The organism is Novipirellula galeiformis (assembly GCF_007860095.1).
GTDB classification, from domain to species: Bacteria; Planctomycetota; Planctomycetia; order Pirellulales; family Pirellulaceae; genus Novipirellula; species Novipirellula galeiformis.
The window spans coordinates 602630-616537 of sequence record NZ_SJPT01000001.1; the positions used below are offsets into that span (position 1 = coordinate 602630).

A 13908-nucleotide genomic window follows, 5' to 3' on the forward strand; every position below is an offset into this window, starting at 1 on the left:
GTCCGGCGGGTCTCTCAAGATCCGCCGGATGATTTCATCTTATGTTGATACATCCATTTGAGAGCTGTTGAAAGTTTTGGTGATACAAATGTGGAAGCCGTTTTTGTGCACGCTAGCAGTCGTGTCGCTGGGAAGTGTCGGCTGCGGCAGTAAGTCTTCTCTTGAAGGGGTACCGGCATCCGGAACCGTGCTTTATGAGAACGAGCCGATTGAGGGCGTTTCACTTACGCTTGTGCCTCAAGAAGGAGTGAAGGGACGCGGTGGCTATGCCGTCAGCGCGGCCGATGGAACGTTCAAGTTTCAGGCGTCAGCGGATTCCGAGGGAGTGGTTCCAGGCAGGTACCTTGTTTTGTTTCAAAAGTACGCAATGCCCGATGGCTCTCCTGTCCCGCCCGGGACCTCGGCAGCCGATGCGAATTTGATCAACCAATTGCCCGCAGCGTATAGCCAACCCGATCAATCGCCGGTCTATACCACGGTTCCCGACACAGGGGCTACCGATTTGGCATTTGAGTTGAGTGCGCGTCCGCAGCGGCGTCCTCCCCGATAGGCTCCGCCACAATACGCACTGGGCTGCCGAGCGTCTTAGTGTCGCGTGTCTTAGTGTCGCGTGTCTTAGTGTCGCGGGGTTTCGCACGAGGGTCCATGAGGGCCAATTCAATATCGAAAAGGCTGCTTTCCTACTAGGAAGGCGGCCTTTTTTTCGTTTTACCCCATGACCACTGCCCTGCTCTTTCGTCGCGTTTGTAGGGGCGATCCGACCGGGTATCAGGCCGAATCAGGTCTGGCCCAAACAGAGAGAGCAAGCAATCGCCATGCGTTAGGGCATCGCGACGACGTCGTAATCGTTGAGAGTTTTGCCGGTCTCTGAATCGATTTCGATCAGACGCACGCGGTATCCCCACAGATTGGCGATATGGCAAAGGGTGCGATTGCAATCGCTTTTGGATAACAATCGTCCACCGCGGACGCGGTGGGTTAAAACCAACCGTCGGTTTCCTTTTAAGTCCGCTTCGGTCACTTCGATCTCTGGTTCATGCTTGAGCAAGTCGTATTGCTCGGCCAATTGTCGCCGTATGTCGCGGTAACCCTCTTCGTTGTGAATCGCGTCGACGGACAAGTAGGGCAACCCGCTCTCGTCGCCGACGGCGAACAGACGCATGTCGCGGATCAATCGTGGGCTGAGGAATTGCAGGATGAAACTTTCATCGCGGTACTCGGACCATGCGTCACGTAGCGTCGCCATCGCTTGACCGTTGCCAGCGAACTCGGGAAACCACTGTCGATCCTCGTCAGTCGGATCATCGCAGATCTTGGCGAGATCCTGCATCATCGCAAAACCGATCGCGTAAGGGTTCAGTCCGCTGTAGCGTCGATCGTCAAATTGAGGCTGGGTGATGACGGCGGAATGCATATGCAAAAACTCGAGCATCGATCCTTCGTCGATCCTGCCGGTGTCGTACAAGCGATTCATAATCTTGTAATGAATAAAGGTCGCACAGCCCTCGTTCATCATCTTGGTTTGTCGTTGCGGATAGAAATACTGGGCGGTGCGACGAACGATATGCAAGATTTCACGCTGCCAATCTTTCAGTTTCGGGGCATGATTGGCGAGAAAGGCCAGGATGTTTTCTTCGGGTAAATGAAGGCTTTCGGCTGAGGGAGCGTCATGATCCTGATGTTCACTCGGTTGCGATTTGCTGCGGCTCGGGAGCGTTCGCCACAGATCGTTATAGGTGGATTGCTCGTGCTCGTGACGCAGCGCCGCTTTGGCAATCCGATCCTTGGCACGGAGCGAGCGTTTGGGGGCGTAGCGACTGACGCCGTGCGCCATCAAGGCGTGGGCGGCGTCGAGAATGCTTTCGACGGCATGCAACCCATAACGTTGTTCACACTCGGCGACATAATGTTTTGCATAGGCCAAGTCGTCCAACACCCGATCGGCACGCGTCCATTGGCGGAACAAATGATTGTTTTTAAAGAAATGGTTATGCCCAAAGGCCGCATGGGCGATCACCAAGGCCTGCATCGTCATGGTGTTCTCTTCCATCACATACGACACACACGGGTTCGAGTTGATTACCAACTCATACGCTAACGCGCGAGCTCCTTTGCGGTAGAGCAGTTCTTCATGAGCGAAATGTTTCCCAAAGGACCAATGTTGATACATCAACGGCATTCCAATCGCCGCATAGGCGTCGAGCATTTGTTCGCTGGTGATCACCTCAATCTGGTTGGGATAGATGTCTAGCCCGAGTTCTTGGAGTGCGATTTGTTCAATCGCTTCATGGACACGGTGCAGCGAATCGAAATCCCATTCCGAGCCCTGGTAGATCAGATTCTTTCCGTTCATCGGCGACTCCGCCTGTTAGGCTGTTTGCTTCGTGCTAGAGAACAGTTTGTGAAAAACGGGATAGATTTCGGAAGGTTCGCTTACCTGAGCCCGTTCAAAGTGAGGGTAGGGGGTGACAAGTTTGGCATAGTGTTTCCACAGCACGCTCTCGTCTCGAAACGGCTCATCGCCCACTTCGATGTAGGCATAATACTGGCACATTGGCAGAATGGATTGCTCGAGCAACGCTAGGGTTTGCGGCATATCGTGGTCGAAGTTATGGCCATCGGAGGCCTGGGCGGCATAGATGTTCCAATCCTCGACCGGATAACGTGCTTTGATGATTCGCTCCATTTCGATCAACGCCGAGGAGACCACCGTCCCACCGGTCTCACGCCCATAGAAAAAGGTCTGCTCGTCAACTTCCGACGCGGTGTAGGTGTGCCGGATGAAGACAATTTCGACCGCTTGGTAGTAGCGTGTTAGGAACAGGTGTAGCAGCATGTAAAAACGCTTAGCCAGATCTTTCAAATCTTCGGTCATCGACGCGGACGTATCCATCAAGCAAAACATGACCGCTTGCGTGGTCGGTTTGGATCGTTGTTCAAAACGGTTGTATCGCAGATCGACCGTGTCGAGATAGCTGATCCGTTGCATCCGTCGCCGCGTCTGGGTGACCTGTGCGGTTAACCGGCGAACCGCTTCCTCGTCGCCATCCTCTTGGGCTTGACTGAGTTCGGCCAACAGCGCATCGAGTTGGCTAAGTTTGGGGCGGCCCAGTGCGATGCGACGCGACAAGGATCGCCGCATCGTTTCACGTAGGTTCAATCGCTGTGGCGCTCCGTCGACCGAGTATCCCGCGCGGGTGCGAGACGTCGTCGTCATCGACTTTAGCTTGCGTTTGGCCAAGTTGGGTAACTCGAGATCGTCGAAGAACATGTCGAGGAACTCTTCTCGCGTGAGCAAGAACACAAACATGTCCTCGCCGTCGCCATCGGCGCTGCCGGTCGCTCCACCGGCCCCCCCTGCCCCGCTTGGTTTACGAATGTGATCGCCGCGTTGGTAGCCGCGGTTGCCCGGTAGCACGTAGTTGCGATTGCCGGTGCCACGTTCGAAATTGAAGTTCGGTTCGCTGACATCGCTGGCGCTGATCGACACCTTTTCGCTGCCTTCGAGATCGGCAACTTTGCGATGACGAATCGCTTCCTTGACCGCTTTGCGGATATGCGATTTGACCCGTCGGACGAACCGTTGACGGTTCCCCAGACTCTTGGCATTGGGATTTTGACGGCGATCGATGACGTGCATGGTTTCAAGGGACCCCGATTTGTGTTAACCCGATTTGCTGACTCGCATGTACCAATCGACCAAGCGACGGACTTGATGTTCGGTGTAGCCGCGTTGGGTCAATCGTTGGACAAATTCGTTGTGTTTCTGTTCCGCTTCGGAGTCCTTTTTAGCTCCGAAACTGATCACCGGCAGCAGTTCCTCGATTTGACCGAACATGCGTTTTTCGATGACTTCGCGGATCTTTTCATACGACGTCCACTCGGGGTTACGCCCTTCATTTTTGGCTCGCGCCCGCAACGCAAATTTGACCACTTCGTATCGGAAGTCCTTCGCATTGGAGATGCCGGCGGGATGCTCAATCTTTTCGAGTTCGTCGTTCAAAATATCGCGATCCATCAATTGCCCGGTGTCGGGATCCTTGTAATCGGTGTCGTCGATCCAGGCGTCGGCATAGGCGATATAGCGATCGAAAATGTTTTGCCCATAGGCATGATAGGACTCGAGGTAAGCTTTGCGGATTTCGTTGCCGATGAACTCCGCGTAACGTGACGCCAATTCCTCTTTGACAAATTCCAGATAGCGATGTTCGGTGTCCTCGGGCAACTGTTCTCGCCGGATCGATTGTTCAAGCACGTACATCAAGTGAACCGGATCGGCGGCCACTTCATGGGTGTCAAAGTTAAACGTTTCGGAGAGGATTTTGTAGGCAAAACGAGTCGAAATGCCCTCCATCCCTTCGCTGACCCCCGCGGCATCATGGTATTCGCCAACCGTGCGAGCGTGAGGATCGGTGTCCTTAAGCGATTCGCCATCGTAAACTCGCATCTTCGAGTACAGACTCGAGTTTTCGTGTTCCTTTAAACGTGTTAACACTGAAAAACGTGCCATCATTTCCAAGGTGTCCGGAGCACAGGGGGCGGTGCCCAATTCCGAATGTTGGATCAATTTGTCATAGATCATCTTTTCTTCGGTCACGCGAAGACAGTACGGAACCTTGACCACACAGATGCGGTCGAGAAATGCTTCGTTGTTGCGATTCGATTTAAAGGATTCCCATTCCGACTCGTTGGAGTGGGCGACGATCATGCCTTGGTAAGGCATGGCCCCAACATTTTCGGTGCCGACGTAAGAACCATCTTGCGTCGCCGTTAACAACGGGTGCAACATCTTTAGCGGCGCTTTGAACATTTCGACAAACTCAAGCAACCCCTGAGTCGTGCGGTTCAGTCCTCCGGAGTAAGAGTACGCATCGGCATCGTCTTGCCCGAAGTGTTCCAGTTTGCGAATGTCGACCTTGCCGACCAAGGACGAAATGTCTTGGTTGTTTTCGTCCCCCGGTTCGGTCTTGGCAACCAAGGCACGCCGTTGTTCGGACGGCATCACACGAACGACCGAGAACTTGGAAATGTCGCCTCCAAATTCATCCAATCGTTTGAGGGCCCAGGGTGACATGTAGCCTGGCAATCGCCGACTGGGGATGCCGTAGTCATCTTCGAGCAAGTGACCCATCGTTTTCGGATCAAACAATCCCAGCGGGCTTTCAAAGATGGGGCTGACCTCGTCGTCGGCGCATAACACGTAAGCGGGACGCATCTGCATCAGCTTTTTCAGTTGATCGGCCAACGAACTTTTTCCACCGCCAACGGGGCCGAGCAGATAGAGGATCTGCTTGCGCTCTTCGAGCCCTTGGGCGGCATGGCGGAAATAGCCTACGATGCGCTCAATCGTTTCCTCAAGCCCGTAGAAGTGTTGGAATGCAGGATACATCTTGATCGTGCGATTCATGAAGATCCGACCCAGTCGCGAATCGCTGGCGGTGTCAAAGTGGACCGCTTCCCCAATCGCTTCGACCATGCGTTCGGCCGCGGTGCTATAAAGCGAAGCGTCGTTGCCTGCCGCTTCAAGGTACTCCTTGAGCGTGAACTTGACCTGTTTGGCTTGTTCGTACGTTTCGGAATAGAGTCGCAGGATGTTGTGGGATGATTCAGACATGGATATCCAGCTCCAATAGAGATCGCAATTTCGGACGACCAAGAGTCGCCCACGAGCCTCTCCACTTGCCGTCCCCAGGATGGGGTGCCCTCGCGAGTAGGTGTAGGGTGACGCAAGACGTCCGTCGTGCGTTTTCGTTGGGAAATAAAGATCAGGATGTGCTGCCCTCCATTATAGAGGCGAACCATCAAATCAAGCTAATAATTTTGCTCAGGGGGCGATTATGCCAATGTGCCGAACCCTGAAGCGGAGAACGATTTGCAACGCGATGGGGGCGTGAATGCAACGCAGGGGATGCAATAAATTTTCTTTTATCACGCTGGATTTGAGGGCGATGATTCCATCAAACCACCGACGTTGACACCTTTTTAAAGTTGCTGCCCTCGGTGCTGAGGGCACTTTGGGGGATCGCCTTGGAGGGGCGGTCAAGGTTTCGGTTCTGAAAGAGGAACCCCGTCGTGGAGCGACGTTTCGTGGCGAACGATTGACGTCAAAAGACGTCACGCGGGGACTCGATTCATGGCGCGGGAACTTCCTCGGGCTGACGCCCGAGGCCAGCGGGAATTGTCGTTCCGCGACTGCAAAGTGCGTCACTTCCAAACAGACGTGTCGAGTTGTGATTCTCTGGGAATCTAGCAATCGCGTCATCTCATCGCTGCCGCCTTCGGATGCATAAGACCAAAGTTAGCGGTTGCGTTTGGAGAGTCTTCTTCGCCGGTTTCGCTTGCGATGCTCCGTTTTCGGGACGGACGCGGTGGCGTGCAGGCGTATACCGCGGACGCTTCCCGCGATGATTGCGACCGCCATGGCCAACACGCTTAGAGCGGACCATGGTTGGGACGACATCCACGCCGTGCCAATGGTTAGCAAGGCGAGGCTGAGGGCGGCTAGAGTAGCGATCCACCATCGCTGGACCCTTCTGATTCTCGTGAAAAGTGCGTAAGGATTGATTACGCGTGGCCCTACCCGTATCAGCAAGTACATGCCCAAAATCATCGCAATCGTCGTGACCAAGCGATCCCACCATGTCGAACGCGACGTCGTGGCAAGGGCATGGTGGATCATGTCACGCGGTTTCATCGGGCCCATCAATAGCAGGTCGATTCGCGTTCCCGCCTGCGTGCGAAACGGGACAAACGAATCGCCTTGTTGCTGTGACATCACACTGACTTCGCCGCTCGGAGCCGTCGTAAAGTAAATTCGGACATCGCCAATTTGAGCGGGGCGATTTGACCGACCTCGTCCCTTGGACCAATACAAACGCGGTGACTGGTTAGGTCCATCGGGATGGATGAACGCATCGCGGGCGATTTCCACAGGCAACTCAGTGAGATCTAAATGCAGCGGATCGCTTGGTTCGATCTGATCAATCAGTGACGTGGACAGTCGGAAACCGCCGAGTTTTACTTCGCTGGCCTGGACGCTGAGGCTCGGGAATGGCATGGCCACTGGATTGTCGTGGCCGGAGTGTTTAAAGCTCGAGGAATCAATCGGTTGCTTGGCCCATGTTTTCCTGTAGCGATACGTGGTGTTGTAACTGCCAATCGAGTCTTCGCTTCGAAACCATCGGCGTTCTCGAGTTCGATATTCCTGCCACTGGAACATCTCGGCATGTCGTTCCAAGCGAATCCCTTTGACTGAGATCGCGAAGGTTTCGTCGCTCACCCACTCCGACGTTTCCAATCGACCGTTGACGTAGACAAGTTGGCCGTCATGCTCTGGTTTGGGGACCAACGCATCGATTTCAATCGCGGAGGTTGCGGCTTCGTCAAGCCCGGCGGCGGTTTGGACGCCACGCGTTTCGCTCTGGAAAAGCAAGGAGGTCGAGCTCAGTAACAACAGACTGGCGCCCAGGATACCGATGGCGGTTCCAATGCGATTAAGCCATGAATGAGGTGCGTGGTCGCCGTTCATCTCTGCCCGACCGTGTGCGATTGCAGTGCGGTGTGGTTGTCAGGAGGTGAACTGCATTGTAGCCGCCATGATGCGGGCTTTCACGGCATCGGGTCGGTTTGCACTACCAATGGCGTTGGGCTTGTTCGAACGCTGCGACGTTGACGCCGAATTGGTTCAAATAACGCTCGGTTTCGTTGATGAAGTTCACTTCGGCATCGCGATTTTCAAAGCGGAATCGCTCAATCGGTGGTGGGGCAATCTGGCGAATCGAATAGAGTTCGACGAGCGAAATGAGACGCTCGGAGTGGTTGACTTGCTCGGCGGGCGAATCGGATGGCTCGGCAACCTCGCGGCTCCAGTGTTCGATTCTCAGCGGCATGAATTTACCAAAGCCCGAGTCTTTGTTTCCGACTTTGGAAACGACCACACAGATTTTGACCGGGTACAGGGTCGGCCATTCGGTGCGTCCGTAAATCTGAATTAATTCGTCTTGCTTGGCTTCGGGAAGCGTCGCGGTGACGACCCAGACCGGTTGTCCTTGCAATTTACCGCTCGCGACATGCAATTGATGATCGCGTTGAATTTGCTCGAACATTTCAATCCAACCGCCGACTCGCAGTCGCAGTGGCAAGGAGGCCTCCGCTGGGGTCGCGTTAGACCATTCGTCCAAGCGGGCAACATCAACTCGGCGCAACGAGATTTGGCCGGCGACTTCGGTTCGTGTCCATGCCAAGCGACCGTCGCTGATTTGTTGCAGTGTGTGTTTGCCCTCGCCGTCATGCATCGTCATTTGGAAATTGAATTGTCCCGTCGCTTGACCGGACTGTTCATAGGTACCGACCCCCACCACTTCACGACCGGATGTCCAGACGCGTTGACGGACTTTGGATTCAAACGCAGGCCCGCTGGCGAGTTGAAAGATGACCCGTTGCAAAAGTTTTTTTGCCGCTTCTTGATTTTGCAGCGGCGCGTCCGGGGGATTGGCTTGCGCCGGTGTCGCGGTCTCGGCGGCAGGCTCCTGGGCGACGGCGGGCAGACGATTGAGTAGGGAAAACGTTAGCAAAACGATGGTCGTTGTGATCAAGCCGCTGCGCCACGCTGGTCCGCGACGCGGCGTGAAACCGGCCATGAAACCGCTGCAGGTTTTGCTATCGCTTGTCAAACGCTTGTAACGATCAATCTTCATTGTCCGGTTATGTCGATTTTTCCAAAGATAACACCCTCCGCATGCCGATGACCAACTACGAAGAAGGTCTGGCCGTCTGCCGAACGGATCGTAGTTTGATTCTCGACCACGCGTCCACCCAGATCGTTCACACTTACAAAACAATTATTTGGATGGGGTGAGGATGTCTGCTCGCAACACTGCGATGCAGCATTCCGAAGCCTCATCTGCCAAGGAACGAGGGGAAAGATGAAACGAATCGTCACTCATTTGTCGCTGCTGGCGGCCGCGGCGGTCTTCGCCACCGGGTGTGTGCCGGTTCGCCACAACTTGCCACCCGAACAGCGTATGCTCGAACCGGGTCCTGGTGTTGGCGGACCCGGTCCCGGAGTCATGGGACCACCCGCAATGGCGCCAGGCATGGGCGGGGGAATGCCCATGATGGGAGCTGGGGGAATGATGGGAGCCGGTGGAATGGGCCCAGGACCGATGCCTCCAGGGGCAATCGGTGCCGCAGGCCCCGATGTGATGCGGAGTGCTCCTTTGGGGCCGAACGCAGGCAACTTCCAACTCGCTAGCATGCGTAGCGGCGGCGGGAATGATTGTCCCGGCTGTGCGGCTGGCACCTGCAATGGCGGACCGGGGTGTGCCAACGCTTCCTCAGGGATTCCCCTGGGCGGCGGCGTGTCATCGATGATGCCAATGATGCCCAGCGTTCCCGCTACGGTGCAAGTCACGATGAGTCAACCCGAAGGGATGCAGGTTCGCTACGATGCGAGCGGCGGCGGCACGTTCGACAGCGATCCGCTTGTCGTTCCGGCTCGTCAAAACTTCCCTCAAGGTGGACTGTACCGTCTGAAGCTGACCAACATCCCGACTCGCGAAGGGGTCGAACTCTATCCGACCGTGGAACTTGCCTATGCAAATCCCCGTACCGGAGCCTACTTGGCTCACAACTCGGTGCCGATTCAATTCACTGCCGAAGACTTTGACCAAGTTCTGACCGGTAACTTTGTTACCAAGGTGATCTACCTTCCCGATCCCGACTTCCAGGGGCCTGCACTTGCCGGCATCGATACACTCGTCAGCACGCGGCTTGATCCAGGAATCGATCCCATCGTGGAAGCCGATCGTCGAGGTTCGATCTTAGCGATCATTCGCCTCGGTGACAAAGATATCGAAATGATGGGAGCCGATGGAAGTGGCGGAATCATGGGCGGAATGATGGGGCCACCGATTGCAGGCTTGCCTGCTCCGTTTGCGGCGGCAATGACCGAAGGCTGTGGCGGACCAGGCGGCAACGGAGCTCCCTTGCCCATGGGACTTCCCGGCATGATCGCGGGTGCCACCGCACCTCAATACGGCATGCCCATCACGGGCACGCCCATTGGATTGCCCGGGCCACCTCACATCCCCTTGGGAAGCCCTGCGGGATTGAAGAAGCACGTGATGCGTAACCACACCCCGATGCACATGCCACGACCGGTGGACAAGGTCAAGATCGGTGTGCGAATGCAGCCAGGCTATAGCTACCCCAACCCGGTCAGCCGTATCAACATCACCGAGCAGAACATCCATCCAGGGGTTCCAAACGGACGGCCACTGTATCAACACGCTAGTCAAGATGTTGAACCGGGAAACCACTAGCGATTTGCTGATTCGTCTAAGGCAACCAAACGCTCGATCTTCGTGTCGAGCGTTTCTTTATCCACCGCAGCACAGGTTTCTGGCTGCGGCCATTTTCGCATCTCGCTCGGCCATCGCATGTTGAATCGCCAAACGCATTCTCGAACCTCTCGCGTCTCTCGAACGTCTCGCACCTTGTGGGCTATCGTGTCATGCACTCTGGTTGTCTGGGGTGGCGTGGATGCGCGAGCGGCTGATCCGAGCGATTACCTTAGCAGCGGTGGACAACACCGCATCCTGCGTGGGGATATGCCCGCCGGAGTGATCGGCCAAGCTCGGCTTTCAGGCCGAGGCCCGGTGCAAGGGTATTTTCAACCGGTCGCATTTTCGGGCCCCCAAGGGGTGAGCTTCTCGATGCCGCAAGGCAATGAGTTTTTTGGGCAAGAGGAAGCGACGCTGCAAGCCGGATTGCTGATCGGTGCGGTCTATCGCTTTCGTATCACAGGCATTCCTCAAGCCGAGGGCGCCGAGTTGTATCCCACCGTGGAGTTGATCGATCGCATCTACCCACCGCCGGGGCTGGCGACGACGTTTCCCATTCCGATCAACCTCGATCGCGATGATCTCGAAGCGGCACTCGAGGGCCGATTGGTCACACGCGTGATCTATTTGGAAGACCCCTCGACCGCGCTGCCGATCGCGGAAACGCCGAAAACCTCGCGTGCGATTGAGCTTTCGGAATACCAAGACGCACTGCAGGTGGCCGATGAAATGGGACGCCCCGTGGCGATTGTTCGCATTGGATCGGTCGCCCCCCCAAGTGCCCCCGCCTTGATGCCTCAATTCTTCTTTGGTTATCCCGCTTGGACTCCCATCTATCAAGTCGAGCAAACTCAACCTGAGCAAGCGGTACAGCAATGACACGGGCTCCGAAAGAAAGTGCTCTGATGAACCAATCCAAACCCTTCCACGCGCGTCAAAGCGTCAGCGTGTTGACACTTGCGATCACGTTGTTCGTCGGTGCCATGTTGATGGGATGTCAAGTGCCATCCGTCAAACAAACGCCCATGGCGGCGCCCAACGCAGCGCCATACGCAGCAGCGCCATACGCAGCAGCGCAAGTCGCTCCACGCCCAGCGGCCGGACCGCAACACACCACCGCGATGCCGCCAACGTCACGATCGCCTCAGTTGCAAGCGTCTCCGTTGCAAACGGGGGCAAATCCAAAGGTACAGCAAGTCGGTTGGCAGCCTCACCATGCCCCGACTGCGAGCGGAGTGGCTGCGCATCCAGGTGCCTGTGGATGCGGTGCCTGTGGAGCCTACGGCGCGCAGGTCCAAGCCGGAACTCACGGCCAAGCCGGGCCTCATGGCTATGCGACTTATTCGCACGGCGGATGGAATGCCCATGGCCTTGATCCGAACGAGTTTCTATGCGATGGAGGCGACCGTGCTCCAAGCGTTGCGGTACGGCATAACGAAACCCTAGCGGGCCTTCATCCCGAAGACACCGTGGTCCACTACACCACCGATGCGGGTGATATTGAAATCAACGCCAGCAACCGGGTTTGTGTGTATGCACCGCGTTTTGCGTCGGTGCGAAAGATCACCGGTGCCGTCGCGGGTGGGCGTGCGGTCGGCATCGCTGGCTTCCAGCACGATGTCGGTTTGAACCGGATTCAAGACGAAACGCCTGGCTTGGTCATCAACGACTCGACCGGAATCGCCCATGCCGACGTGACACGCCGCATCGACGCCATGCGAGATCGCAATCGGGGTGTGCGTGTCGAAGGGGTTTTGCAACCCGAGATTGCCGAAGACGTGTTGGCGGCGCTGGCTGGTTTGTCGGTGCTCGAGATGAGCCAATTGCAAGAAAACCAACTGGCGGTCGTGCAAGAATCCGCATTGGCGGCGATGGCTTGGAGTATCGAAGAGTCGATCGAAGTGGCGATCGAAGACATGAAGCCACCGACATTGACCCGCGATCAACGCGTGGAAGAGATTCGGGTTTACGATTTCCCGGATGCCGGTCGATTGCAGATCAGCAAGTTTGCTGATCGCCAACATGCTCAACCCGGCGAACGCGTTACGTTCGCGATTCGCGTCGAAAACGTCGGCGATTCCGCGGTCAATCATGTCACTTTGACCGACAACCTGACGACTCGTTTAGAGTACGTCGCGGACAGTCAAACGTGCAGCGGCGGGGCCGAATTCACGAGCAATCGCAACGAAGCTGAATCGTTAACATTGCAGTGGAAGTTGACGGACGAATTGAAGGTGGGCGAAAGCGTCACCATCCGCTTCCAATGCAAGGTTCGTTAGAGACCTCGCATGTGATTAGTTTTCCAACCCGATTTGGTTTGGCTTTGTCCATGCGATCCGTGACATCCGGAGGTCGCCGCGTGCGGCCCGTTTAGGCATCCACTCACCGACCGTGACCCAGGATTCATCTGGACTCGCGTTGGTGACGTGGAAATTGCCCATCAAGGCGACGTCGTCTGGCGCGGCGACGCCATCGCCGACGAGCGGCAGGACCACTTGTTCGGTATCACGAAGCAAACAAAGTCGGTTGCGATCGACTTGCGCGATCCACAGCGGTGAACGCCAACGGATCACGTTCGTGTTCGTTTCGTCTTGGCGGGTGTAAACCAAGAACAATGCATCCGAATGAGTGACCCAGTGCTGTTGCGTGGTGGACATGGGGATCGGAGTTCCATCGTCCCACGCCCAGACGCGTTTTTCGCCGTAGTCGAGACCGTCAGCACTAGTCGCCACATATCCATGTCCATCTTCGGCACGAATCGTGATGTAGTACCGCTGATTCAAGTAAGTCACCGAAGGCTCGAGCAATCCTCGTCCGACGTTTAGGGTGAGCGGCTTGCCGACGTCGGCGATCTGTAATTGCTCGCCATCGAAGCTGCATCGCACGCCCACCACCATCCGGTTCTTGCTGGTCGCACCGCAAGTGAAGGACATGGTAATGTCGCCGTTGGGATCGACGACGCGTTGTCCGCAATTGTTGGTATAGATGAACGCACCCCGAGGGTCGTCCCAGTCGAGGATTTTTCGTTCGGACCATGATCCGTCGTCGCGGCGGACCGCGTACACCGGGTAGCGAGAAAGTTGCTCACGACTCGAAAACTTTTTGCCACGATAGAAAACGACGTGTCCCATCGCCAGCACGGTGTTGGTGTTCGCGTGGTATTCGGGAACGACATCGCAAACGCCCGCCTGTAGCCCCTCGTGCTCGGGTACGGGAACTCGCCCGAGCGCTTCAATCGGCTCGGGATCGGACCATGTCACGCCTTGATCGTCGGACCGTGACCAATGCACGGGGCCAAAGTAATCGGAGCCACGAATCCACTGCATCGTCATCAATGCAAATGAACCGCCGTCGCTACGAGGCACCCTGCAGGCGCGGGGGTGAAACCAAGTTTCCGATTGGCCATCGCGATTGCGGCGAAGGGTTTGCGGCGTGATGGACTTGATCAAGCCTGTGGGTTCCGCGGCAAAGCCAAGCGTGGGCAGCGCCCCAATCGCGGCTGAAATACCACCGATGAATTCACGTCGCAGCATCTGGCGTTCTCCTAGTGTGTAACGCCATCGGG

11 protein-coding genes are annotated in these 13908 nt (G+C 56.2%); 4 read left to right on the forward strand and 7 right to left on the reverse strand.

Annotated elements, in window-relative coordinates; genetic code table 11:
- Positions 1-88: 88 nt before the first annotated feature.
- A complete protein-coding gene (locus Pla52o_RS02105; protein WP_146592918.1) occupies positions 89-550 on the forward strand; it encodes a hypothetical protein in 462 nt (153 codons plus the stop codon).
- A 270-nt stretch (positions 551-820) separates the two neighbouring features.
- Here the strand turns inward: Pla52o_RS02105 and Pla52o_RS02110 are convergent, their stop codons facing one another.
- From Pla52o_RS02110 to Pla52o_RS02130, 5 genes are all read right to left on the reverse strand, one after another.
- On the reverse strand, positions 821-2353 hold the full coding sequence (locus Pla52o_RS02110; RefSeq protein ID WP_146592919.1) for a SpoVR family protein: 1533 nt from the start codon (positions 2351-2353) through the stop codon (positions 821-823).
- A gap of 15 nt (positions 2354-2368) precedes the next feature.
- Positions 2369-3640 carry a YeaH/YhbH family protein gene (locus tag Pla52o_RS02115; RefSeq protein WP_146592920.1) on the reverse strand — a complete coding sequence of 424 codons (1272 nt, stop codon included), beginning with the start codon at positions 3638-3640 and terminating at the stop codon, positions 2369-2371.
- A 24-nt stretch (positions 3641-3664) separates the two neighbouring features.
- Complete coding sequence (locus tag Pla52o_RS02120; protein WP_146592921.1) at positions 3665-5614, reverse strand: PrkA family serine protein kinase; 1950 nt, start codon at positions 5612-5614, stop codon at positions 3665-3667.
- Positions 5615-6298: 684 nt separating this feature from the next.
- Positions 6299-7528, reverse strand: coding sequence for a TMEM43 family protein (locus tag Pla52o_RS02125; protein ID WP_146592922.1), 1230 nt, complete (start codon positions 7526-7528; stop codon positions 6299-6301).
- 103 nt (positions 7529-7631) lie between these two features.
- Complete coding sequence (locus tag Pla52o_RS02130) at positions 7632-8696, reverse strand: hypothetical protein (RefSeq protein ID WP_146592923.1); 1065 nt, start codon at positions 8694-8696, stop codon at positions 7632-7634.
- A 228-nt stretch (positions 8697-8924) separates the two neighbouring features.
- Here Pla52o_RS02130 and Pla52o_RS02135 point away from each other — a divergent pair, with 228 nt between their 5' ends.
- The gene (locus tag Pla52o_RS02135; protein WP_146592924.1) at positions 8925-10322 is read left to right on the forward strand and encodes a hypothetical protein; all 1398 of its coding nucleotides are present in this window, start codon (positions 8925-8927) and stop codon (positions 10320-10322) included.
- Here the strand turns inward: Pla52o_RS02135 and Pla52o_RS26585 are convergent.
- Complete coding sequence (locus tag Pla52o_RS26585) at positions 10319-10519, reverse strand: hypothetical protein (RefSeq protein WP_197169018.1); 201 nt, start codon at positions 10517-10519, stop codon at positions 10319-10321. The genes Pla52o_RS02135 and Pla52o_RS26585 overlap by 4 nt on opposite strands.
- Here Pla52o_RS26585 and Pla52o_RS02140 point away from each other — a divergent pair.
- Positions 10509-11222, forward strand: coding sequence for a hypothetical protein (locus Pla52o_RS02140; RefSeq protein ID WP_231612030.1), 714 nt, complete (start codon positions 10509-10511; stop codon positions 11220-11222). The genes Pla52o_RS26585 and Pla52o_RS02140 overlap by 11 nt on opposite strands.
- Before the next feature lie 26 nt (positions 11223-11248).
- Positions 11249-12622 carry a DUF11 domain-containing protein gene (locus Pla52o_RS02145; protein ID WP_231612031.1) on the forward strand — a complete coding sequence of 458 codons (1374 nt, stop codon included), beginning with the start codon at positions 11249-11251 and terminating at the stop codon, positions 12620-12622.
- Between the two features lie 15 nt (positions 12623-12637).
- On the opposite strand, the gene Pla52o_RS02150 is transcribed toward Pla52o_RS02145, so the two are convergent.
- Positions 12638-13876: a sialidase family protein gene (locus Pla52o_RS02150; RefSeq protein WP_146592926.1), complete on the reverse strand. Its 1239-nt coding sequence runs from the start codon at positions 13874-13876 to the stop codon at positions 12638-12640.
- Positions 13877-13908 lie beyond the last annotated feature (32 nt).